The 23,290-nt window shown below is 35.3% G+C and carries 21 protein-coding genes, 1 other RNA gene and 1 other annotated feature; of the genes, 1 reads left to right on the top strand and 21 read right to left on the bottom strand.

Annotation, left to right across the window (positions count from 1 at the left end):
- Positions 1–106 precede the first annotated feature (106 nt).
- From DW721_RS08565 to DW721_RS08650, 18 genes are all read right to left on the bottom strand, one after another.
- Entirely contained in the window at positions 107–499 is a 393-nt protein-coding gene (locus DW721_RS08565) for a hypothetical protein (protein ID WP_118745490.1), read from the bottom strand.
- A 109-nt stretch (positions 500–608) separates the two neighbouring features.
- Complete coding sequence (locus tag DW721_RS08570) at positions 609–1,049, bottom strand: hypothetical protein (RefSeq protein WP_118745491.1); 441 nt, start codon at positions 1,047–1,049, stop codon at positions 609–611.
- Positions 1,050–1,494: 445 nt separating this feature from the next.
- Entirely contained in the window at positions 1,495–2,118 is a 624-nt protein-coding gene (locus tag DW721_RS08575) for a bifunctional precorrin-2 dehydrogenase/sirohydrochlorin ferrochelatase (RefSeq protein WP_182436277.1), read from the bottom strand.
- Positions 2,119–2,149: 31 nt separating this feature from the next.
- The gene (locus DW721_RS08580; RefSeq protein ID WP_118745493.1) at positions 2,150–3,802 is read right to left on the bottom strand and encodes a HAMP domain-containing sensor histidine kinase; all 1,653 of its coding nucleotides are present in this window, start codon (positions 3,800–3,802) and stop codon (positions 2,150–2,152) included.
- A 69-nt stretch (positions 3,803–3,871) separates the two neighbouring features.
- On the bottom strand, positions 3,872–4,660 hold the full coding sequence (gene murI, locus DW721_RS08585; protein WP_347560366.1) for a glutamate racemase: 789 nt from the start codon (positions 4,658–4,660) through the stop codon (positions 3,872–3,874).
- Positions 4,661–5,014: 354 nt separating this feature from the next.
- On the bottom strand, positions 5,015–5,992 hold the full coding sequence (locus tag DW721_RS08590) for an aldolase catalytic domain-containing protein (RefSeq protein WP_022014961.1): 978 nt from the start codon (positions 5,990–5,992) through the stop codon (positions 5,015–5,017).
- A 54-nt stretch (positions 5,993–6,046) separates the two neighbouring features.
- A non-coding RNA gene (gene ssrS, locus DW721_RS08595) (6S RNA) lies at positions 6,047–6,228 on the bottom strand.
- Between the two features lie 61 nt (positions 6,229–6,289).
- The gene (locus DW721_RS08600; RefSeq protein WP_118745494.1) at positions 6,290–7,819 is read right to left on the bottom strand and encodes a HAMP domain-containing sensor histidine kinase; all 1,530 of its coding nucleotides are present in this window, start codon (positions 7,817–7,819) and stop codon (positions 6,290–6,292) included.
- On the bottom strand, positions 7,803–8,504 hold the full coding sequence (locus DW721_RS08605) for a response regulator transcription factor (RefSeq protein ID WP_118745495.1): 702 nt from the start codon (positions 8,502–8,504) through the stop codon (positions 7,803–7,805). Before DW721_RS08605 ends, DW721_RS08600 begins: the two co-directional genes overlap by 17 nt.
- Before the next feature lie 31 nt (positions 8,505–8,535).
- Positions 8,536–9,231 carry an Ig-like domain-containing protein gene (locus tag DW721_RS08610; protein ID WP_182436278.1) on the bottom strand — a complete coding sequence of 232 codons (696 nt, stop codon included), beginning with the start codon at positions 9,229–9,231 and terminating at the stop codon, positions 8,536–8,538.
- A 548-nt stretch (positions 9,232–9,779) separates the two neighbouring features.
- Positions 9,780–10,343, bottom strand: a complete 564-nt coding sequence (gene rfbC / locus DW721_RS08615) for a dTDP-4-dehydrorhamnose 3,5-epimerase (RefSeq protein WP_055944671.1) — start codon at positions 10,341–10,343, stop codon at positions 9,780–9,782.
- Between the two features lie 80 nt (positions 10,344–10,423).
- A complete protein-coding gene (gene rplT / locus DW721_RS08620; protein ID WP_022014891.1) occupies positions 10,424–10,780 on the bottom strand; it encodes a 50S ribosomal protein L20 in 357 nt (118 codons plus the stop codon).
- Between the two features lie 17 nt (positions 10,781–10,797).
- The gene (rpmI, locus tag DW721_RS08625) at positions 10,798–10,998 is read right to left on the bottom strand and encodes a 50S ribosomal protein L35 (protein ID WP_022014892.1); all 201 of its coding nucleotides are present in this window, start codon (positions 10,996–10,998) and stop codon (positions 10,798–10,800) included.
- A 96-nt stretch (positions 10,999–11,094) separates the two neighbouring features.
- Positions 11,095–11,589 (bottom strand): translation initiation factor IF-3, encoded by a 495-nt coding sequence (gene infC, locus DW721_RS08630; RefSeq protein ID WP_055944674.1) that lies wholly within the window; start codon positions 11,587–11,589, stop codon positions 11,095–11,097.
- Between the two features lie 46 nt (positions 11,590–11,635).
- Positions 11,636–11,762 (bottom strand) — a sequence feature (ribosomal protein L20 leader region).
- Between the two features lie 67 nt (positions 11,763–11,829).
- Complete coding sequence (locus DW721_RS08635) at positions 11,830–13,095, bottom strand: hypothetical protein (RefSeq protein WP_118745497.1); 1,266 nt, start codon at positions 13,093–13,095, stop codon at positions 11,830–11,832.
- Between the two features lie 75 nt (positions 13,096–13,170).
- Positions 13,171–14,022 (bottom strand): tetratricopeptide repeat protein, encoded by an 852-nt coding sequence (locus DW721_RS08640; protein ID WP_055944678.1) that lies wholly within the window; start codon positions 14,020–14,022, stop codon positions 13,171–13,173.
- A gap of 14 nt (positions 14,023–14,036) precedes the next feature.
- Complete coding sequence (locus tag DW721_RS08645; RefSeq protein ID WP_055944681.1) at positions 14,037–15,314, bottom strand: DUF5716 family protein; 1,278 nt, start codon at positions 15,312–15,314, stop codon at positions 14,037–14,039.
- Positions 15,315–15,447: 133 nt separating this feature from the next.
- Positions 15,448–18,984: a DUF5717 family protein gene (locus DW721_RS08650; RefSeq protein ID WP_118745498.1), complete on the bottom strand. Its 3,537-nt coding sequence runs from the start codon at positions 18,982–18,984 to the stop codon at positions 15,448–15,450.
- Between the two features lie 228 nt (positions 18,985–19,212).
- Between DW721_RS08650 and proB the strand changes: the two genes are divergently transcribed.
- Complete coding sequence (gene proB, locus DW721_RS08655) at positions 19,213–20,007, top strand: glutamate 5-kinase (RefSeq protein WP_118499033.1); 795 nt, start codon at positions 19,213–19,215, stop codon at positions 20,005–20,007.
- A 195-nt stretch (positions 20,008–20,202) separates the two neighbouring features.
- Here proB and DW721_RS08660 read toward each other — a convergent pair whose 3' ends face one another.
- The 3 genes from DW721_RS08660 to DW721_RS08670 form a co-directional block, all read right to left on the bottom strand.
- Positions 20,203–21,324, bottom strand: coding sequence for a histidinol-phosphate transaminase (locus DW721_RS08660; protein ID WP_118745499.1), 1,122 nt, complete (start codon positions 21,322–21,324; stop codon positions 20,203–20,205).
- 126 nt (positions 21,325–21,450) lie between these two features.
- The gene (locus DW721_RS08665) at positions 21,451–22,350 is read right to left on the bottom strand and encodes an ABC transporter permease subunit (protein WP_118745500.1); all 900 of its coding nucleotides are present in this window, start codon (positions 22,348–22,350) and stop codon (positions 21,451–21,453) included.
- Entirely contained in the window at positions 22,319–23,281 is a 963-nt protein-coding gene (locus DW721_RS08670) for an ABC transporter ATP-binding protein (protein WP_118745501.1), read from the bottom strand. Before DW721_RS08670 ends, DW721_RS08665 begins: the two co-directional genes overlap by 32 nt.
- Positions 23,282–23,290: the final 9 nt, after the last annotated feature.

Genomic DNA, 23,290 nt, shown 5'->3' on the forward strand with positions numbered 1-23,290 from the left:
ATTAAATACACTGATATTTGAACAATATTTACACCTCTGTTTTAAAATATAAATGTCATCTTTATAAAACAGAGATGTAATAAAATTTCTAAGCATTCATAAAAAACTATCTTGGATTATATCCTACATTTGTATCTGCTGTATAAGCAGGACTGTTTGTGCAAAAACAAAAATATACATCTTTATATTTCAGCATGCTATCCTTAATACTATATGTACCTGCCGCAGCACCAACTCTAAGTACTATTTCTTTATTAAACATAGTAATTTTATCTTTATTTTGTAAATCAAATCTTATAGCCTGCACATTTTTACTAGTATCATCATTCTTCCATGCCGAATGACATACAGCTCTAACGGTATAATAATTACCGCTTCTTTTAGCTAATAACCTTTTATATCCTGAATTCAGCTTAGGAATATGAATAGTTTTATTGGCAGCAAATGCCATATTGGGCGTTGTAAAAATAATAACTGCTGTAATAATTACAGAAACCATCTTCTTAATTTTTCGATATTCATAAAATCTTCCTCTCTTTCTTTTTCTTTAAATTTTACATATAATCCTTATCACTTTTAATAATTTTCCTTTAAACATAGTTTCTCATCTAATAATTAACTACATTAGAAAAGAATGTTTCTGTCTTCTGGCTATTCCCATTTTTTGTAGTAACAACAAACTTAGCTCTATACTTGCCACCGGATGTCACTTTATAGTTCTTCGTTACTGTAATCATTCTTCCCGAAGACTTAACATCATCCCAGATTTTTAATCTCTTCCATGTTCCAGAACTATACTTTTGCAGTCTGACCGAAACCACTATTGAATCCATTTTAGTCTCAGCTATGTAGCTTATTTTCATCTCAGCAGTACCTTTTGACACGGTTAAATGTCTACTGGTATTATTCATTCCTGATGATAATGTAACAATTTCTGAACTTTGTTCACATTCAAGATTGTCACAAGCTAATGTTTTTTCTGAGTTTCCTAATATCATAGTAACTGCCAAAATTCCCAACAGTATTGTTTTGCACCAATGATTTCTCAAATTTTCTTCCTCCTTTCTCCATATTTGACATAATATCTGTTAAGTCCCATAGTCAATTAGTAGCAGGAATACTTTTTGTTTCCTCCCGCCCATGCACTTTATACCAACTGTCAACCTATGTTCACATAACTAATTTTATGCCCTTCACTATACTAAACAAAATAAAAACCCAAAACCTTGCAACTTTTTAAAAATTTTTTAAATTTTTTCATACCTAATATACTACGCTTTATTTTTTTAAGAAAAAAGCAGGTAAACCTTTAAGATTTTTTTAAGAAAAATTTATGACTTGACCTTATTTTTCAACACAAAAAAGGCATTTACCGGTTTTATCCGAATAAATGCCTTTTGCCGTTAATTACATTTTATGTCTTTTGTAACTTCTGCTTACTATTAATTGTTTCTTATAATGTTATAATGTTGCTGCTTTGCACATTTATGTGCTTTATAACTCTTCTAATGCCTTGTCTAGTTCCTCCTCCGTCAGTGTATCTCCTTTTTTTTCACACATTCTGTATATCTTTTCAAATACTTCTTTTCTCTTTTCTTCTTCCGGTATATTCTCTTTGATATATGGTCTTAATTTTCCGAGCCATACATTTATCTTTTCCAGATTGTCAGGTATAGCATTTTCTATTTTTTTTCTAAGCTCTCTTGCAAGTACCGGACTTTTACCTCCACTGCTGACACCGACAACTATATCCCCTTTTTTTACTATTGATGGAAAGTAAAAATTACAATATTCTTTTCTGTCAACGGTATTTACAAGTATGTTTTTCTTAAAACAGATTTCTGATACCTTTTTATTTATCTTTTCATCGTCAGTTGCCGCTATCACAAAAAATCTGTTGTCAGTATCTGAGTCAGTAAATTCCCTCTGCCAAGTCTTTACTGCTCCCGTATATTCTTTTTTTAATAGTTCAAATTCCTCACATATCTCTGGTGCAACGACTAAGACCTTTGCACCATACTTAAGTACGGCACACGCCTTTCTGTATGCTATCTTTCCACCTCCGACAATAAGACACTCCCTATCCGATATATCAACAAAAAACGGAAAATAACTCATCTTTTTTCTCCTTTGCATTTTAAAATTTAACCTAAAACCGTATAACTCCACCTGATATTCCCATATTTATATCATCTGTTGTCACTGATTCATCGGGTGCAGGTAATCTAAGTCTTAAGGTAACACTGAATTTCGTACCCTCGTTTTCTTTACTCTCGACATATATATCGCCGTCCATAAGCCTTGCAAGATTTCTCGCTATCGTCATACCCAGTCCCGTGCCTGATATGTTTTCTCCAAGAACCTTTTTCTCTCTTTCAAACATCTCAAACAGATATGGCATAAATTCTTCGGAAATACCTATCCCATTGTCTTTCACTATTATCTCATATTCCATATAAATATTATCTGTCTCTTCTTTTACTACACCTCTCTCTGATATTGAAAAATAAATCTTTCCTCCATCTTCAGTGTACTTGACTGCATTACTCAAAAGATTTATACATAACTGTCTTATACGCTTTGCATCACCAACCACATTTTCAAACCGAAGCTTCTTATAGTCTGTATCAAATTCAAGATGTTTTTTATCTGCAAGAGGTCTTATAAGCTGCATAATATTTTCTATCTCTTTTGTCCATGAAAATACCGCATCATTAAGCGAAAATTTTCCACGCTCAAAATTACTTACATCAAGCACTTCGTTGACAAGCTCCAGAAGATTTTTGCTTGAATAAAGTATGCTGTTTAAGCTTTCCATAACCTTATCTGTTTCATTTATATGTGATGCCGCTATCATGTCCATGCCTATTATGGCATTTAACGGTGTACGCATATCATGACTCATCCTTGAAAGAAAATAACTCTTTGACTCATTTGCCTTTCTTGCTTCCTGAACGGCAATCTTTACCGCATCATTTTTCTTTTCTTCCCTTTCTATCTGTTCAGTCACATCCATCTGTGAAAGAAGTATTGTTTCTTTCTTGTCATCAAGATACACAAACCTGAATTTTTTATGAAATATTTCTCCACGATATTGCATAGTTGCGTAACATATGTAAACTTCATTTTTTTCTAACTGTCTTTTTATATTTTCAAGCTGCATTTTTTCTGATATTTTTTCGGCATACTCACTTAATACATATTTTTTTATTCGCTGGTTTAAAAATTTTTCATAAAAGACATTATATAATGTTGAATGTCCATATTTTGCTTCATTGTTGCTGTATATGCTTATCTTTTCATTCTGTATATTTATACCTATTACATAATCATAGTCCTCCATGATTGCCTTTTTTTGCATCTCATTTATACATACTTCATTTTCGTTTTTCATCAGAAGTATGATTCTTCTTTTGTCAGCCGGATTTTTTATTAATGTAGCTATATACCATTCTTTTTTATTTGTATCTGTTCTAAGTCTTACAAATTTCTTCTCCTGTTTCATATCCTCTGACTCTGCAAATTTCCTTAATGCCTCCGGCTCAAAATCTGATATGAATTCCTCACAATCATATAAGTAAACCATAGCATCTACATATTCCCAAAAAAAATCTGAATAACATACCGTCATGCCGCACATAGCTGTATCATATCTGCTATTTAAAATATATACACAGTCATCATATGGATTTATTTCAAAAACCTCATCATACACCATCTGTAAAGCTGCCATAAAAGACTGCCTTGTCTCTGTAGAACATTTTAGAAAACACTCCTCAATATCTTCCCTGTTATTTACCATTTTACCCTAACCCCTTTCCTCTCTTAAACTTATATAATTCATTACCGCCTATTTTTCACCCTTATATCATTACATTTTTAAATTTAATAAAAATTCACATAATTCTCTTTCCTCTTCAGTGTCTTTACTATTTATAAATTTCACCGTTCCTTTCTCTTTAGAAGGATTTATAAGTGATGCACATTGCATCCTTCTTCGCATTTCTCTCGCTGTTCCCTCACCACCGTCAAATATCTGCACATCTTTACCTACTACAGCTTCTATGGCTTTTTTTGCAAATGGATAATGTGTGCATCCAAGTACAACTGAGTCAATTTTTTTACTGTTTACCGAACCAAATAAAATCGACAGATAATTGTAAAGATCCTCCCCCTCTAAATCGCCTCTCTCTACAAATTCCATAAGTCCCGGACATGGGAGCGGCACTATTTCTGCCTGATTTTCATATTTTTTCATAAGGTTCTGAAATTTTTCCTGTTTCAAAGTCATCGGTGTAGCCATCACTACCACTCTCGATTTTTCCTTATATTCAACGGCGGGTTTTATTGCCGGTTCTATACCTACAAGCGGTATCTCAGGATACATCTGCCTGAGCACTCTTACTGCGGCACTTGTCGCAGTATTGCAAGCTACTACTATCGATTTTGCACCCATATCCAACAGTTTCTCAATATTTTTTATAGTAAGCTCTCTTATCACACTGACTTCTTTTGTTCCGTAGGGAGCATTCATTGAATCCCCAAAATACAGATAATTTTCGTTTGGCATTATCTTTACCAGTTCTCTAAGTACACTTATCCCCCCTACCCCTGAGTCAAATACTCCTATGGGCTTTTCGTTCTTTTTATCTATACTCACTTTTATTCTCCCTTAATATTTTCTATATTTTGCCTTGCGGCATTTTTGTTGTCGTCCGCACCGCAGGTGTTAATAACAACTCGCTTTTATTATAGTACACTTTTCTTATAATCACAATTATTATAATCCCAGTAACAGTTCAGCCATAAAAAGATAATATAAAAAAGGAAGTGTCCGCTTTCACTACAATAACAGTCAGACTTTACATTTCTGTTAGCTGTAATAGAAAACTTATGACACTTCCTCTACCAAATTTTTATGTCTGCTGATTACTCACAACATATCAGCGGCTATGTTCTTAACAATTTCAATAAGCTGTTTTACCCACACTTTTATGTAAACATCGAAACTTTATCAGTCATCTCTGTCGATAATCTCACGGTAAAACTCAGTATAGTCTTTTCTTCCGGCTTTCATGGCTGCTATAGCTGTACGCGGATGCTGGTTTAAATGACCTGTAAGAAGATATGGAATAGCAAATCCCCATTCAACTCCTGCTGCCTTGAGCGGCTCAATATTTTCTTCAATAAATTTGATTATAGGGAAAAGATTGTACTGTGGATTTTTAAGGAAACCAAGTAAAAGCTCCATCTGACAGTTTCCTGCTCCTCTGCCCATTCCTCCCATTGTTGCATCAAGGTAAGATACACCCTGTGCACATGACTCTATAGTATTTGCAAAAGCGAGCTGCTGATTGTTGTGTGCGTGCATACCGATATATTTGCCGTACTTATCAGCGATTTCCATATACTGCTCTGATATTTTTCTTATCTGCTCAGGGAAAAGAGAACCGAAGCTGTCAACTATGTAAATTCCATCAACAGGACTGTTTCCGAGCATCTCAAGTGCCGTGTTTATATCTGACTCTTTTGCATTTGAAATAGCCATAATATTACAAGTAGTCTCATATCCCTTTTTGTGAGCATCCTCTATCATATCGAGTGCTGCCGGCATAGTGTTTACATATGTTGCTACTCTTACAAGGTCTACAGGACTGTCTGCCCTGTCATGTATATCCTGCTTGTAGTTACATCTTCCTACATCTGCCATAATGGAAATCTTCAGGTCTGTGTTATTATCACCAACAATTTCTCTGATAGTGTCATCTTCAGCAAATTTCCATTTTCCAAACTTGTTTGCATCAAACATTTCTTTGTCGGCACGATAGCCAAATTCCATATAATCTACTCCTGCCTTTACATTTGCAAGATAAAGATTTCTGATAAACTCGTCTGTAAAATAAAAATCGTTGACAAGACCTCCGTCACGAATTGTTGCGTCCAGTACCTTTATGTCCGGACGGAATGATAATAAATCACCTTTCTGTGCCACTTTTGTTTCCTCCATTTCATTTTTAACTGTCGTTAAGTATTTTTATTCAAAAAAAGCATACCCAAAGTGCCGTGTCCCGAATTTTGAGTCCTAGCGAGTGCTAGGTGGGCAACCGCACATATGATTCTGCCTTCCGCTGCTATAGGTGGCGGCTTGGCATCCTCATATAGATATAGGAATCCCAATTCAAAAGTGTAGGTTCAAAATATCAGGAGTATCGAACACCCCAGGCATGTATGCTTTTGTTACTAATAGTATATACACTTTCGTAAAAAAATACAACCACATTTTTAATATTTATTCATATTCATCCATAGAAACACATTCTTCAAACTCAAAAGCGAATTTTGTTCCTTGCTCTATCTCACTTTCAACCATAATATCACAGCCGTGTCTTAACGCTATCTGCTTTGCAATCATAAGACCAAGTCCGGTTCCTTTCTGATTTTGTTTCAACTTTGATTTATAAAATTTTTCAAATATATATGGCAATGCTTCTTTTGATATTCCGGCTCCGAAATCCTGTATCGAAACATATATCTTTGCCTGTTTTTTTGGGGTAACTCTTTTTTCTATGGAGATTATTATCTCCCCGGATTCATACGAGAATTTGACGGCATTGTCTATTATTATCATAAACATCTGTCTGAGTCTTTCATAATCTCCAAGAATCATGCAGGGTTCTTCATCATCCACTAATAATTTCTGAGTTATGGTTATATTTTTCTTTCTTGCTATCTCGCGTGCACTGCGGAGCACATCACCAAATACCTGTCTGATACTGACCGGTTCTTTTTCTATCTTGAAATCAGGGTTTTGCATTTTGGACAAAATGAACAGATCCCCTACCAGCCTTTCCATACTGCGGCATTCTGTGAGCATTTTGCGGTAATATTCATTTACCATCGCTTCATCCGTTATGACTCCGTCATTTAAAGTTTCAGTATAACCACGCATAACAGTTATAGGAGTTCTTAGTTCATGTGAAACATTTGCAAAGAAGTCCATACGAAGCTGTTCCTGATTTTCACGCTCAATTTTTGCTTTATGCAGCCGTTTTGAAAGATCATCAAGATTATTTTCAAGCTTACCTATCTGGCTTCCCGGCTTTTTAACATTTATACCTGAATAATCTCCTGCCGCTATCCGATTTATATATCTTCCTATTTTTTCAAGCGGTCTTGAAAGGTATTTTGAAAATGCAAAACCTAAAGCTATTGATACGACAGCCGATATAAAAAGACTTATGCTTATAAGATATTTTCCCTCATCTATTCCCATCGTCTGCTTGTCTACCATCGACACCATAAGAACAGCTCCACATACCTCTTTTGTCTTAACGGTTTTTATCGGAACAGCTACATATAGTATTACCATTCCATATACCTGGTCATAAGCTGCATTTGAGGAAATCTGTCCTTTATATGCTTTTTCCATTACAATACCCATCTGTTTTGTAATGGTTTCTCTTGAAATTTCAGCATTTGTATAATCCTCATCTAAGGGATTTTCTGCCTGTTCATTGCTAACTATCCATATGTCAGTTTTTTCCGCCTGTTCTATTTCATCCATATATACATTATATCTTTGAAACTGTGACTGTTTTTTCTTACTTGCAAATTTAGAGACACGCTTTGAAATCATTTTCCCTTGTTTTGTAAGAAGCTCCGTATAGGAACGAACATAATTTTTCTGATATAAATTTATAAATATTGCACCAGTCAGCAAACCCGTAAATATCAAAACAAAGGCAAATGATACATATATCCTTATAGATATATCATTGCCTTTTATTTTGTCGGATATTCTTTTACATATCTTCTTCATTGATCGCAAATTTGTATCCTACCCCCCATATTGTTTTTATACTCCACGCCGGATGTTCCACTGAATCTATCTTTGCACGAAGTCTCTTTATATGTGAGTCTACTGTTCTGCTGTCTCCATAATAATCATATCCCCAAAGACTGTCTAAAAGATTATCTCTCGTGAATACTTTGTTTGGATTGCCTGCAAGTGTCCACATTGTCTCTACTTCTTTTTTGGTAAGTGGAATCTTTTTTCCATCTACCATAAAAGAATACTCGTCAAGATTTACCTCCATATTGTTTATTCTTAATACCGAATCTGAGTCTGCTGATACTTCATCACGGTTTATACGGCGCAATACTGCACGAAGCCTAGCCATAACTTCACTTGGGCTGAAAGGTTTTACTACATAATCATCTGCACCTATATCAAGTCCCATTATCTTGTCGTAATCCTCACCTCTTGCCGTTATAAGGATAATAGGCACTGCCGACTTTTGTCTTATGCTCTTGCACACTTCATATCCATCCTTAAAAGGCATCATTACATCAAGAAGGACAGCCGCAGGCTCGTATTTAAAAAACATATCCTCTGCCATAACTCCATCCTTAGCTATAATGGGCTCATACCCCTCTTTCTTTACATAAACAGACAAAATATCAGTTATATCATTATTATCATCAGCTATTAAAATATACTGCATGGTACACCTCATCTCCTTAAGTTAAAACATTTTAATCCTTTTGTTTTTTATTGCTGCCCGGTGCTCTTACTTCAACCCGGCACTTTGCAATTTTTCCATTTGATATTCTCGCAGTTATTGTTGCAGTTCCTATAAATCCTGCCGTAATCCTGCCCTTTGAATCAACTTGCACAATATCTGTATCAGATGACACAAATGTTGCTTTTTCCTTTGAAATACTTGGTCTGGTCGTCAGTTTAAGCTTTTTTGAATTACCTGATTTTATTTTAATTTTCTTTTTTGTAAAGCGTATGCTGACGGCTTTTGGCGACACTTCTACTCTGCATTTCAAATAAGTGGTATCCGGCATAAACAAAAATCCCGGCTTTGTTATCTTGACATTTATATCAGCACTTCCCACTCTTTTTCCACGGTATTCACAGGTATTATCTGATAATTTTTTTACACCAAGTACATTAGTGTCTGAACTGCTAAATTCTATATTACATTTTCTTTTTATATTCAGAACAGATAAACTTTTCCTTTCCTTTACGATTATCTCATCTTTTTGTTTGCTCAACTCATATTCATCAACACTTTTTTTATTTCTGTTTCTAATTGAATTTATGCTTGTAGTATTCTTCTCTGCTGCCGAAGTCCTGACCCCTGCCATACCCATTGCCAGAAAGACCAGAACAAGCATTAAAAAACTAATACCTCTTCTCATTTTTTCTGCCATCTTATACATATTTACTCTCCATTTCTCATTATTACACTTTACCCAAATAAGTATAAAAATCATAATATTTTATACTTATCACCATTCATGCACTATCTTCGTGCATGGTATAAGAAATTTTATTTCTCATACTTTATCCCTACTATAATCTCCTTTGATGGCAGTTTATTGTCAATTCACCAACAATATTTATATTTTTATATTATGATACACGAGTCAAAAGCAGATAGCAATATATGTTTACTTACAAATTGCTATCTGATGGCTTGACCCTGATATCATAATATAACAATAAAAGACATAATGCAACATTCACATATTACATTATGCCTTTTATTGTAACAGTTCAGCCATAAAAAGATAATTGGCAATACAATGAGCTTGTTCATTGTATTGTTAAGTAGCTTTTTATGGTAGAATAGCCTTTCATTTCTGAAATGAAATAAACAAAAGCTGCAAAGCAGCGACTGACAGCTCGCTGGCAGGTTTATGAATGTAAGAAATGCAAGACTGAACTGTTACCTTTTATTTCTTAACATCTTTTTAATAATCTATTATTAATAGTCAAGTGTTATATCATTTGTAAATGCAGGATGCTTTCCGTCTTTCTCAGATATGTTTGGAGTTGTCCCATCAAGTATAGGCCATTCTACGCCTATTGCAGGGTCATCCCATTTAATGCCTGCTTCTGATGAAGGATCATAAAAATCTGTACATTTATAAGCAAACTCTGCCGTATCCGATAATACATAAAATCCATGTGCAAACCCTTCAGGAATATAGAACATATTTTTCTTCTCGGCACTTAATGTCACACCAAACCATTTTCCGTAAGTTTTTGAACCTTTTCTTATATCAACAGCAACATCAAAAACCTCTCCCGATAAAACTCTTACAAGCTTACCCTGTGTGTGTTTTTTCTGATAATGAAGCCCTCTTAGAACTCCCTTAGTAGAGCTTGACTGGTTGTCCTGAACAAATACCATATCAAGTCCTGCCTCTTTGAACTCCTCATAGTTGTAAGTTTCCATAAAGTATCCTCTTGAATCGCCAAATACTGTAGGCTGAATCAGATACAGACCATCAATCTCACCACATTTTTCAATTTGAAATTTTCCCATAATACTCCTCATTTCTTAAAAGGGAAGCTGTCACTTCACTATGCAACAGCTTCCCTTATATTTTCTGCTTTATGAATCAATTATGCAAGCTTAGATTTTGCAACTTCTACGAGTGCTGCGAAACCTTCAGGGTCGCTGATTGCCATCTCTGAAAGCATCTTTCTGTTAAGATCTACATTTGCAAGCTTAAGACCATACATAAATTTGCTGTATGAAAGTCCATTCATTCTTGCTGCTGCATTGATACGGGCAATCCAGAGTCTTCTGAACTGTCTCTTCTTCTCTTTTCTTCCGGCGAAGGAAGATGTAAGAGCTCTCATTACAGACTGCTTTGCAACTCTATACTGCTTAGATCTTGCTCCTCTATAACCTTTTGCAAGCTTTAATACTCTATTGTGTTTCTTCTTTGCATTTAAACCGCCTTTAATACGTGCCATTGATCTATCCTCCTAAATTATTTTGAATATGGTAAAATACGTTTCATCATCTTTGCGTTTGTAGCATCAACCTCTGTTGCTTTTCTGAGGTTTCTCTTTCTCTTTGTAGATTTCTTATTTAAGATATGGCTCTTATAAGCCTTCATCTTCATGAGCTTACCTGTTCCTGTTGTCTTAAAACGCTTAGCTGCTGCTCTTTTGGTTTTCATTTTTGGCATGATAATTTCCTCCTTAACATATGTTTATCTATCGGAACTTTATTAATTCCATCTAAAGAATGTCTTTTAGACAAGCTTTACCAACTCTTTAAAATCCTAACGTTTCTGTGATAAGAACATAACCATTGAACGACCTTCCATCTTAGGATTTTTGTCAACTACCGCAATATCCTCAAGTCTTTCATAAAAACTGTCAAGTATCTGTTTGCTGTAGTTTACATGAGCCATCTCTCTTCCACGGAAACGAAGAGTAACTTTGACTTTATCTCCCTTTGTGATAAACTTTCTCGCCTGATTTGCCTTTGTGTTCAGGTCGTTTGTATCAATATTCGGAGAAAGTCTTACTTCCTTGACTTCCATCGTCTTCTGTTTTTTCTTTGCTTCTTTTTCTTTACGCGCAAGCTCATATCTGTACTTACCGTAATCAATAATCTTACAAACCGGTGGCTTAGCATTTGGTGCAATCTTTACAAGATCTAAATCTGCCTCTCTTGCAAGTTTTAATGCCTCCCTCGATGACATGATACCAAGCTGTTCTCCGCTTTCACTTACTAATCTGACTTCTCTGTCCCTGATTCTTTCATTAATCATTAATTCGCTAATTGTAGTGCACCTCCAAATAATTATATACTTTTTAATGTTAAAAAAAATGTGGATAGCAAAGTCTATCCACATTTTATCTATAATAACCGTAAATTATATCTAATCAAAACCCGAGTCACTCATAGGTGCTAAGGTGAGAGTGGATAACTCTACTTCGCATTTGCTCACGCAACATAAATCATAATAGCACAGCGACATTTATATGTCAAGCGTGTTTTTTATCTTTTTTTACACATTACTGTACTCTTTTATTATTCCGAGCAGCTCTCCCTTTATCTCCGGATGTGCATTTATCATTGCATCAAGCTGGCTTATTATCCCCTCTTTGAGCTTCTCATTATTTTCTATGCGTTCCCTGAGCATCTGCCTCCTTTGATTAAGTTCATGGCGTATCTCTACCATTTCCCTGCTGTCAACTATCGCCTCACATCTGCTTATCCATATATCAGCATCTTTAACCCCAAGTTCTTTTAACATGATAACAAGATTTTCATTGTTTGCATTGAGCATTTCCGTATTTTCACGGAATTTTTTCTCATACTCACGCATTTTGCAATATTCATTCCACTTTTCCTCGAAATCCTTTGCATTTTTCACACCGAACTTATTGCAATTGTAGTCGAGCACATTGATGTTATTGATATATTTTATTTTCACCTTGTTTAAAAGCGTTATAGCCTTGTTTATCTTTCTTTCAACAAGTATTATGTCACGCCTGTTTTTTGATGACTCAAATACGAGCATCGCCGCTGAAACTCCGGCTAGTGCAACAACACCAAGATAAGGCAGCGTCATATCAGTTTTTGTGGCATAATATATCACTATAAGAAGAACTATAAGTGAGATTATAAGTACCGCAAGTACCTTTGTCATACCTTTAAGTGCATTTTGCTTTGCTATGATTTCCTTTCTCTGCGAATAAAGCGAGTCTTTTTCTTTTTTCAGATTTTTTATATCTCCCTCTATCGCATCCTGATATGCCTGGGCATTATACATTTTCTTTATCTCATCGACAAGCTCATCTTCAAACGGCTCAAATTTACGCATCTGTGCATCGCTTATCGTAAGATTTCTGTTTTTGTATTTACTTCTCTCCTGCGTAAGTGTGAGAATACTTTTACATATATCTTTTATTTCACGATACTCATCTTCCCTTGCCATGTCGATATGCTGAATATCCGTCAAATATGATGTTACTTTTTCATATTCTTTTTTTGCCTCAGCTATCTGTCTTTCGTTTTCAGCTATGGCTTCACAGTTATTTCTCACAAACCTTATTGTATCTGTTTTTCCGGTTGTTACAGGCTTATCCTGCGTGAGCATTTCCTGTTCAATCTGTTTTCTGATACCGTCATCTTTTTTTTCATAAGTTTCATATTTTTCACTATTTCCGGATATTTCGCCTTTTAAATTTTCTTCATCTGTCCCTTTTTCCACTACATCTTCTATATTATCATGGTCTTTTTTCTTTTTTCTCCTGCTAAAAAAAAACATATATATCTTTTGCCCTTTCTAACTAACTCCGAATATTACTATCCGGTCATTAACATACGATAGTTATAGCAGCTGCTATCTGCTGCCGTCCGCACCTATCTCATTTCTATATTCTTCTTTCCACTGTTTTATATAGCCATCTACCTTATGATAATATTCTTCAAGGTATCCCGCTTTCATTGTTTCTTTTAATTTCATGATACGACGGACATTCTTTGAATTTCTCGTCTCATCATTTATTTCTGCAAATTGTTCCATTATTTTATTTAAAACCGAAACTTCCACATCCAGTTTTTTTACCGCCTTATCAAACAGCTTTTTGTCTCCGGTAAGTTTAAGCGTATAAAAGTAAGAATATAAAGACTCTGTACTCTTATTTTTTTCATATGCGTGTTCAAAACTATCAGATGCTTTTATAAATGCACCTAGTCCGCAAAAAGCAGTTCCCATATTGTGATATATTTTTCCATAATCCTCATCATTGGCACCGAGCATATCATCTTTTTCCAAGATTGCCGCATACTCCTCAACAGCCTTTTCATAAAGACCAAATCTTGAATAATTATCTGCTTTTATCTTTGATTTCTGCCATTCTGAAAGATTTTCTATAGAATCCATCACACCGATAAGTTCATTTATCTGCTCCTCATCATAGTAATCACAACTGCAGCAAATCGTTACAACAATGTCTTTTAATTTTCTCTTGTCAAATCTCATGCTGTCTATCTTGTCTGCAACTACTGTCATTCCAAGTTCATTTCTAAGCCACATTGAAAAATCTTTGTCAAATATCTGCTCGCGTATTATATATATATTGTTGTAAATATAGTAGCAGACTTCCTCTATCGAATATACATTTGTATCAGTGAGCCTGAAATGATATGGTTTATCTGCTATTTTTCCGCAACATTCTATTAATTTTCCCATCATTTTCCTCCAGCTTAATTCTTTGAATCTGCTCCATTTATTTTAATGTAACGCTCCCATATCCTGTTTGTCGAAGGATAAAATTCTCCAAATCCATTGTCCTTTAATGTGACAATACAGGTATATTGGTCGGCAAATCTGATTCTTACAGTAAATCTGGTCGTCTTATTATCCCTGACAGCAAAACCGCTGAGCGAAAGTATATGAGCTCTCGTTTCTCTTGTCAGTACATTTTTGTCGGTAATCTGAATTTCATCTTCATTATCAGGTATTATATCTATAGATTCATCTATATCGCTCCACAATGTTCCAGCCTTTGCAAGCACAACATCGTGCATCTTTGCATTGTGATATGTCCGGATAGATATATCACTTGTGAGCATATCGTCATCGAGAAAAATAAATTCTTTTGTCTTTTCCCTGTCAGTGAGCATCCTTGCCGCATACGCTGCTCCTTTATTAAAAAGATTCTGTCCTCTAAACACTCTCCTGCCGTTGCACAGTTCTTTTAACGCATCAGTTGCCCACCTCTGATCAAACCCTTTTCCTGTCACATAAATCGTTGTAACCATTTTTTTATGCAGCATTGTATTTGCCGTATTCAAAAACATATATTTAACATCGCCTTTTTCCTGCAACACTGAATATGGCATAATGTCTGACAGGTCATACACATCTGCACCGACAATATATGGTATTGTTCTCTTATCTACAGTAAGATTTGTGTATCTTAATCCCATCTCATCAAATTCAAACAATCCTACACTATTCGCCCAAAGTTCCTTTGGCTGACTGACTGCATAATACATATAACTCTGCTTATGTCCCAGAATAACAAGTCTGTCATTTCTTATCCCCAGTTCCGCAAGAATGTTTTTCAATAAATCTACGATAACATTTTCTCTCTCTGGAATAGTAATGACAAGTTTTAATATTGTTTCATTCGGAAAATGTTCATTTAACAGACTTAAAAGTTTCACCATGAATTTTTTGACAACATCTTTCGTCTTAAAAATGTAACTTCCCTCCTGGAACTTTTCACTTTTCTTTATCTTGCTTAACAGGTTGGATATAAGCGTATATCCGCCTAATTGCATATTTTCTTTTGTTTTCCACAGCCACTCATTTGTATTTGGATTTACAAGAAGTGCCGAAGGAATTTCATATATATATTTATCGCCAACAGGTATGCCCACCGGAACAGGCTCATATATTTTTTTGTCATAATATGAAATCTGTGCCATATCGTCACATAAATCAATACCCACTAAAAGACTTCTTCCTGCTTCCATCTAAACTTTCCCCTTTCGTCGCCATACGAAACAAATCGGATATTCGCAATTTGCTTCGATGCTTGCTAACATAAAATCTGTGCAACACATAAATTTCATATGTTTTTATCAGACCATGAGTCCACATATAAACTTATAACAGCTTAAACATTTTTTTGACATTTTCTCTCTCTGTCGCATAATCTGTCATCATCTCGATAAGAGTCTCATCATCATTCATCTCTTTTGCGATAAGCATCATATTTATATTGTGAAATCTGCTGCCCGCCCTCTCATTGTCCATTGTCTCATCAAAGTGAACACTACTTCTTAAGGTTTCAACTTCTCCTTCAGGACGCATTTCAGTTATATAATATTTAAGTATCTCATCCTGAAACATTACAAAATCTTTTACCCTTATACCCTCAAATATATCAGGCATCACTTCCGTTATATACTCACCCTCATCCTGTTTTACCGATGTGATAAGATAATGTATCTTTACTTCGTACTTAGGATCTGCTATGTATTCTACATAATGTTCATCAAGAATATGTATAGGTAACGGAAACTTTCCATAGTAATCTTTAAAAAACGGAAAAATTTTCCCCTGCGAATATAATTTGTTTAAATTGTAATCGGCAAAATTTATCTTGTCCGTTGTAAGCTCTTTACATTCGCTGAAATATTTTAAAACAGCTATCAGACATGGCAGATTTTCATGCTTTCTCACTTCCTGATAGAAACAATCAAAAAGCTTTTCAGGCAGTTCAAAGTTTTTAACAAGGTATCTGTAAGCAAGCATTTTCATAAATGCCGATGTGAGTTTTCTATTGGAGTCATGCTCATAAAAGCTGTAAAATACGCTGTAACTTTCCGGGATTATCTCCTCAGTAAACACCATCTGTGCGATTATTCTTTCTTCAAGATTTTTTGCATCGATATTAAACCCTATGGCAGCTTTCCATATCCCCACCATACCCGCAAGACTTCCATTGTAGAACATACATATATACCGAAGTACATTCTCATCAAATTTGCCAGACTTAAATATATGCCATGCGAGCTTTATCATGAATGAATCTTCATTTTTCTGCTGTGCAAAGAAGTCTGATGATATTTGCAAAAGGCGTTTTGCGTCTATGTCTTCGTATCCGAAACTCATTATACCATCCATTGCCTTTTTGTAACAATGCCTTACCGCACAATATTCTATATACTGCTGTCTGTCTCCCGGATTTACATCCTCCCAGTCAATACTTTCAAGTGCTTCATCGAGAAGGTCTCCCTCAAAATTATCAAAATAATATCTGAGCAATGCTGAAAATATTTTTCTTTTCTGAAATTCACTTACTATATCAAGTTCATAAACTCTCTTTAATACATCTACTGTATCAGCGTTCACCTGTCTGAAATGTTCAATCTTATCATACATATAAAGTAACAAAAGTACATTCGTCTTATTTTTTTCATAACATTTTTCTGCTATATGGTCAAGATGAAGCAGTTTATTTAGAGTGTAATCTATCGACATGGCATATCTGTTGTCAAGTGCATCTGCCAAAAAAATGCGTGCATTTTCCGTAAATATCTGCACTACCGCCCTGCCATTTACAAGAGGTACGAACTGCTCGGTTTTTAATTCTCTGTGACGCACATACACTCCGGCTATATCAGGGTTTGCACATCTTACTTCATGGGCAAACATTATATTGGGAAGTTTATCCGCTATCTCATCGGTAATATTTTCTTCATTTAAAAACTGCTCATAGCAAATTGCAAGATTTTCACTTATCCTGCCTGCCTCTATCTGCTTAAAAGCAAAATTTTCAATAATCTCCTGATATGATTCATATGTCCCCGGATCGTTCTCACGATTTTTTATTATATATGAGTAAAGAAGTGCTTTTTTGGAAACTGATAAATGATTATCATACATAAAGTATAACAATACCTGTTTCGTAAGCTTAATGCCCTCCTCAACATTAATCGAATCCATATAATATTCAAAAAGTTCTGTAATCTTTAAGTTGTGTTCTATTGCCAGAGCATACCATTTATTTGCTTCTTCATTTATGAGCTGTCCTCTCATTAACATACGGCATATTGCTGCGAGTACCTCATCCTCACTAAAGTTCTCGTATGTTTTTATCATGTCACGCAATACGACTTTGTTAAATTCTTTTGAACGGCTTGCAAGATAAATATATCTGAGTGCCAGTTCTTTTGATAAAAATTTATTTTCGCATCCCCAGTGAAGACATCTTATGATACCAGGTGTTAGCTCCCTTAATGTTCCGGCAGAAGAATTGAGTGCACTGCACATCTCAAAATAGATAACAGGACTGCTGCATCCTCCCTCTACACAAATAAGTACATCTTCAAGTTTTCTTCTGTCTGATTCATATACAGGGTCAAGATAAAGTAAAAACCATAACACCTGCCAACTGTTATCTTCTATCTCATAACATTCCCTTACATTTTTGATACATTCATCCTTTATTTCATTTTCCTCTGCCCACAGTGCCTTGAGATACTGATATGCACAATAAACAATCTTATCATTTTCATATATTTTATTTTCAATCTCATTAAAATAAGCAAGACCACCTTTTACAACTCCATTGTCTCCGGCAAGGATGCCAAGATGTATGTCATAAAGTTTTTTTTCATTGCCATGCAGATATATGATTTCTTTTTGTACCTGCGATATATACTCTTTTTTATCTATCTTTGACATAGAAAAATCGAGATATAATTTTACAAGAGAATAATATGCCCTCTGTCTTGCAAGACTTTTTACCACTATCTCATGGTCTGTCCCGTGCTTCTGAGCCATAACCTCTATTGTAAGGGTCTGTCTTACGGTGCATATCCTGATTCGTCCATAATTAATGCCGGCAGTCATCTTATCAATATCCACGAGAAATTTAAGTTTGTAAGAATCTCCGAAAAATTTATCTGTCCATATTATTTTATGTTCAGGCTGCAAAAATTTTGCATCTGACTCTATATGTATCTCGCAAAAACCCCAGTTGTCCTTTGTGAGCGTTACTTCCTCAACAAATGACTCTATACAGTCATCATAAATAAAATTTGATTTATCTATCGAAAACCTGATAGGCAGTTTTTTGCGAACCGCAATAAGAAATTCTTCTAATGCCACACCCTTGCCTGTTCCTGCAAGCAGTCCTCTGTATAATGCAATATTATCAGGGTCTTTATATAAAAATATCTGCTCGAAGTTTTTATTTTTAAACAGAGCTGCTGCCTCTGACTCATCTTCTCTTGCAAGATTTGCAAAATGAAACATATCCTTTATCTTTCCTATAGATGCATTGCACGCCGGAACACCAATCAATACATTAAATGGAATCCTTATACATCCATGATCTGATATAATGTAAAAATCACCTTTTATAACTTCTCCCGGAACACATTTCTCACCTGTGAAAGTATATTTTATCTCTTCCTCTTTTCCCTGAAAAACATCTTCTTCCAAAGTCATGTAATGACAATCCGTAACAACCATGCCTCTGACTTCTTTTGCATCTTCGACCCAAATTTTAAAACTTCCACTGACATTCTCACCTGCCTGCGTTTCAAGCTGTAACATCTGCCTGTCACACTGAATCTTTGACTGAGTATATTCAAATTTTCCTTTTGCATATTGATTTATCTTTTTGTTCATTTTAACCTCCATGCTGTCTCAACCCGTTACCGTCACCCGTACATTTTGGAACGCCAGGCACTAATGTTTATATTATATCACTTATCAGTTCTATATGTAAACATTTAACAAGACGGAATTATTTTCGCTGTGTAACAGTTCAGCCTTGCTTCTTGAATAATTAATGTAAAGTGGATATAATAATGGAGTTACTGATATAAATAAATGCGAACAGAAATGAGGATTATGATGAAAAAAATATCTGACAGAAAACGTATTGTTATAAAAGTGGGTACTTCTACGCTTACCCACCGCACCGGTATGTTAAATATAAGGAGAGTTGAACAGCTTGTGAAAACTCTTGCCGACATTCAAAATTCAGGACACGAGGTTATTCTTGTTTCGAGCGGAGCCATCGGACTTGGCATGGGTAAACTCGGACTAAGAGAACGACCTAAGGATACCCCCGGCAAACAGGCTTGTGCCGCCGTCGGTCAGTGCGAACTTATGTATCTCTATGATAATCTTTTTGCCGAATACAGTATTTCAGTCGCACAGATGCTTCTTACGAAATATGTTCTGCTTGAGGATAGAAGAAAAAATGTAGAAAATGCTATGGAACGCCTTATAAGCCACCGTGTCATTCCTGTTATAAACGAAAATGATACAGTTGCCATCGACGAGCTGGAGCTTGAGGTGGGCGAAAATGATTCTCTCGCCGCCATTGTTGCTGATATTGCAAAAGCAGATCTTCTTATAATCATGTCAGATATTGACGGTCTTTACGATAAAGATCCCCATACATATGAAGACGCAAAACTTATCCCTGTTGTTCACGAGATAACCGATGAAATAAAGGCTCTTGCCGGAGGTGCCGGCACAAAGCTTGGCACGGGCGGTATGATAACAAAATTAAATGCCGTTGAAATTGCTTATAAGTCAGATATTGATGTTGTCCTTATGAACGGTCAGCACCCTAAGACTTTGTATGACCTATTTGACGGCAAGTCTGTCGGTACCATATTCAGCAAAAATGAAGATTGAAAATAGTTATAGTTCTGGCATAAAAATATTTAAGTCAGGGATATTTGCAATCTGCTCACATAAAATTATTTTATTAAATGTATTTACAAAACATAAATACCTGCAGACAAAAACTCCATCACATTTATATATGGCGATGGAGTTTTCATTATTATGATAATTGATTATTACGGCAATTTTTTATCAGAAAATATTTTATGAAAGTTTATCAAGAAGTATCTTTACAAGTTTATCATTATCTTCAGGATTCATAAAACAAAATCTTATATATTTGTTGTCAAGGAAAGGAAAAGTCGAGCAATCCCTTATCATAAGTCCCTGTCTTATCGCCGTGTCAAACAATTCCTCCGATGTAATACCATCTTTCAATATTTTTATAAGGATAAAGTTTGCGTGCGGCTTGTAAAACTTTAAGCCGTGACATTTTTCAAGTATGCCGCATATTCTTTTTCTCTCCGATGATATAAGATTCCATGTCTCATTTATATAATCAGTATCTTTAAACATTATCTCTCCGGCTATTGCTGCAAGTGAATTTATAGTCCATGGATTTTTTCTGCTGTCAATTTCCTTTAGGAGTTCATGATTTCCACATACCGCATATCCAAGCCTTAATCCCGGTGCTGCAAAGAACTTTGATATTCCACGCAGGATAATGATATTATTGTAATATTCCGTAAGTGGTATAGATGTTATCTTTGATGTATCCTCTGAAAACTCAACATATGTTTCATCCACCATAACAAATATACCTTTTTCTTTACAGGCATCAAGTATTCGCCGCATTGAACTTCTGTCTATTTGAGAAGATGTAGGGTTATTTGGATTGCATATCACAAGCAGGTCTATATCACTTGTAAGTGCATTTTCAAGTCCCTCTATATCCAATTTAAAATCATCTTTTTCCCTCAGTCTGAAATAATGTGAACGACCTCCGCCAAGTGCAACCTCATGTTCATACTCTGAATATGTCGGTCCTACAATAAGTGCCTTTGACGGCTTCTTTATCTGAATAACAAGCGAGATAAGTTCCGTAGAACCATTTCCCACAAGTACGCTTGTGTAGTCTGTCCCGGCGTACTTTGCTATACACTTTCTAAGAGATGTGTACTCTCTGTCAGGATATGATGTGATGGCATCTATATGAGATGCAAGTTCTTTTTTTAATTTATATGAAATCCCCAGCGGATTTACATTTGCCGAGAAACTTATTATATCCTCTTTTTTTATGCCATATATCTTTTCTATTTTTTCAAGGTCACTTCCGTGAAAATGTTCTTTATGCTCTATCTTATTACTATCTGTCTCTGCACTCATTTTAACCCTCCTGCTTTTCTGCCATTGCACTCATTTTAATGCAATAATTAACTTTTATACAATAACGATAATCACATTATTGTTCATCCGTTATCTAATTAAGTATAGCACCTTAGCTATTGTATGTTAAGATACTGTTTTCTTTTTTCTTGTGGGTTTTAAAAGAATTGCAGATATTCTCAGCAATATAACAGTTACTATCATCTGTGATATCATACTTAACCTAAACCAATTGTCAACAATTGTTGAAGGCATCGAACCATTGAGCATACCGGCTGCTTTTGAAATGACAGATACTGACTCACAATGCCTTGCTGTCATCTGAACAATTGTAAATGCCGGGTTAATCAAAAGTATAAACAAAACTGAACTCACATCAGGCATACTTCCGACAGCACCCATACAATTATAATAATACAATTTTGCTGCTATGTATGTGACTATGACTACAACTACAGTTCCACCACAGACAAGCACTATCTGTGCAAATGAACACACTGTAGCCTGAACCGTTTTTTTCAGCACGGTAGATGCGAGCATCCCCATACTTCCGATAAAAAATGATATTATCAATATCTCTAACATAAACAAAAGCATATCTTCCATCCCTATACCACCTATGGTAAAGACTATTGATATGATTGGAAGACTTGATACCACAAGCAGAAAAACCATACTTATTGATGACATAAGCTTTCCCATAATAATCTCACCCGGAGTAAGTGTTGTCGTAAGTAAAATATCCAGTGTCTGTTTTTCACGCTCTCCGGCTATGCTTCCGGCTGTAAATGACGGAATAAGAAACATAACAGTAAGAATTTCCATGCTTACCAGTATGTAAAATACTTTAGCTGCCCCTGAGTAATCGACATATGGATTAAGATGCATATTAAACATTACTTCAAATCCTGTAATTGCAACTATCCCAAGCATCAGATTAAAAAGAAATATGGTAAGTGCAAACTTTACTGAACGCACCTTCATTTTCAGTTCTTTACCATATACCGGATTTATCCTTATCCTCATCACCTAGCACCTCCCTTTTTTCCGTCACTTTCATAAATATCTCCTCAAGGTTTCCCGACTGTCTTGCAAACGAAGATAACTTTATATCATTTAATATCAGTTTTTTTAAAAGTTCCGCTTCATCTTCTTCTGAACCTAAAAATCCAATAGATATATCCTTATCAGATATTGATATATTTTTTACCTTACTTTCATTCTTTAGGACATTTATCGCCTTTTGTACTCCATCATTTATGTGAATCTGTATGGGATTTGATGCATTTAAATGAAGCATTATCTCATCAACCGTACCCCTCACAACCATTTTCCCATGGTCTATCACACCAACAGATGTACACAGCTCTGAAAGTTCCTGTAATATGTGCGAGCTTATTATTATTGTCTTTTTTTCTTCTTTCAGTCTTTTTATAATCTTCTGTATCCCGTGTCTGGCACGCGGATCAAGTCCGGAAGCAGGTTCGTCAAGTATTAGAAGTTTCGGATCATGTACAAGACATCTGGCAAGACAAAGTCTCTGTTTCATACCACGCGACAACTCATCTACAAGAAACTCCGACTTGTCTGTAAGATCTACCAGCTCCATAAGCTTTCTACATAGTTTTTCAGCTTTACTTCCTGTTATACCATAAATTGAAGCGTAAAATTCCATATATTCCATAACTTTAAGATTATCATAGACCCCAAAAAAATCAGGCATATATCCTATAATTCTTTTTATCATCCGGCTTTCCTTTAATGCATCAATACCTGATATTTTTACACTGCCACCATCTGCCTGAACAAGTCCTGCCATAATTTTCATGGTAGTAGTTTTTCCTGCACCATTTGGTCCTACAAAGCCTAACACCTCACCATCTGCGACCGTAAGATTCAGATGGTCAACTGCCGTAAACTCACCGTATTTTTTATATAAGTCTTCTACCTCTACCATAAAACATTC

The sequence above is a fragment of the Clostridium sp. AM27-31LB genome (genome assembly GCF_003480745.1).
Taxonomy (GTDB): Bacteria; Bacillota; Clostridia; order Lachnospirales; family Lachnospiraceae; genus Butyribacter; species Butyribacter intestini.

Coding starts and splice junctions, on each gene's coding strand:
- rfbC (WP_055944671.1), bottom strand. CDS start 10,343: ATGGGAAAATTTCAAATTGAAAAATGTGGTGAGATTGATGGTCTGTAT.
- DW721_RS08670 (WP_118745501.1), bottom strand. CDS start 23,281: ATGGTAGAGGTAGAAGACTTATATAAAAAATACGGTGAGTTTACGGCA.
- DW721_RS08665 (WP_118745500.1), bottom strand. CDS start 22,350: ATGAGGATAAGGATAAATCCGGTATATGGTAAAGAACTGAAAATGAAG.
- DW721_RS08640 (WP_055944678.1), bottom strand. CDS start 14,022: ATGGGAAAATTAATAGAATGTTGCGGAAAAATAGCAGATAAACCATAT.
- rplT (WP_022014891.1), bottom strand. CDS start 10,780: ATGGCACGTATTAAAGGCGGTTTAAATGCAAAGAAGAAACACAATAGA.
- DW721_RS08605 (WP_118745495.1), bottom strand. CDS start 8,504: ATGCAGTATATTTTAATAGCTGATGATAATAATGATATAACTGATATT.
- DW721_RS08645 (WP_055944681.1), bottom strand. CDS start 15,314: ATGGAAGCAGGAAGAAGTCTTTTAGTGGGTATTGATTTATGTGACGAT.
- DW721_RS08650 (WP_118745498.1), bottom strand. CDS start 18,984: ATGAACAAAAAGATAAATCAATATGCAAAAGGAAAATTTGAATATACT.
- DW721_RS08635 (WP_118745497.1), bottom strand. CDS start 13,095: ATGTTTTTTTTTAGCAGGAGAAAAAAGAAAAAAGACCATGATAATATA.
- DW721_RS08580 (WP_118745493.1), bottom strand. CDS start 3,802: ATGGTAAATAACAGGGAAGATATTGAGGAGTGTTTTCTAAAATGTTCT.
- infC (WP_055944674.1), bottom strand. CDS start 11,589: ATGATTAATGAAAGAATCAGGGACAGAGAAGTCAGATTAGTAAGTGAA.
- DW721_RS08565 (WP_118745490.1), bottom strand. CDS start 499: ATGGTTTCTGTAATTATTACAGCAGTTATTATTTTTACAACGCCCAAT.
- proB (WP_118499033.1), top strand. CDS start 19,213: ATGAAAAAAATATCTGACAGAAAACGTATTGTTATAAAAGTGGGTACT.
- DW721_RS08600 (WP_118745494.1), bottom strand. CDS start 7,819: ATGAAGAAGATATGTAAAAGAATATCCGACAAAATAAAAGGCAATGAT.
- DW721_RS08610 (WP_182436278.1), bottom strand. CDS start 9,231: ATGTATAAGATGGCAGAAAAAATGAGAAGAGGTATTAGTTTTTTAATG.
- DW721_RS08575 (WP_182436277.1), bottom strand. CDS start 2,118: ATGAGTTATTTTCCGTTTTTTGTTGATATATCGGATAGGGAGTGTCTT.
- rpmI (WP_022014892.1), bottom strand. CDS start 10,998: ATGCCAAAAATGAAAACCAAAAGAGCAGCAGCTAAGCGTTTTAAGACA.
- DW721_RS08660 (WP_118745499.1), bottom strand. CDS start 21,324: ATGAGTGCAGAGACAGATAGTAATAAGATAGAGCATAAAGAACATTTT.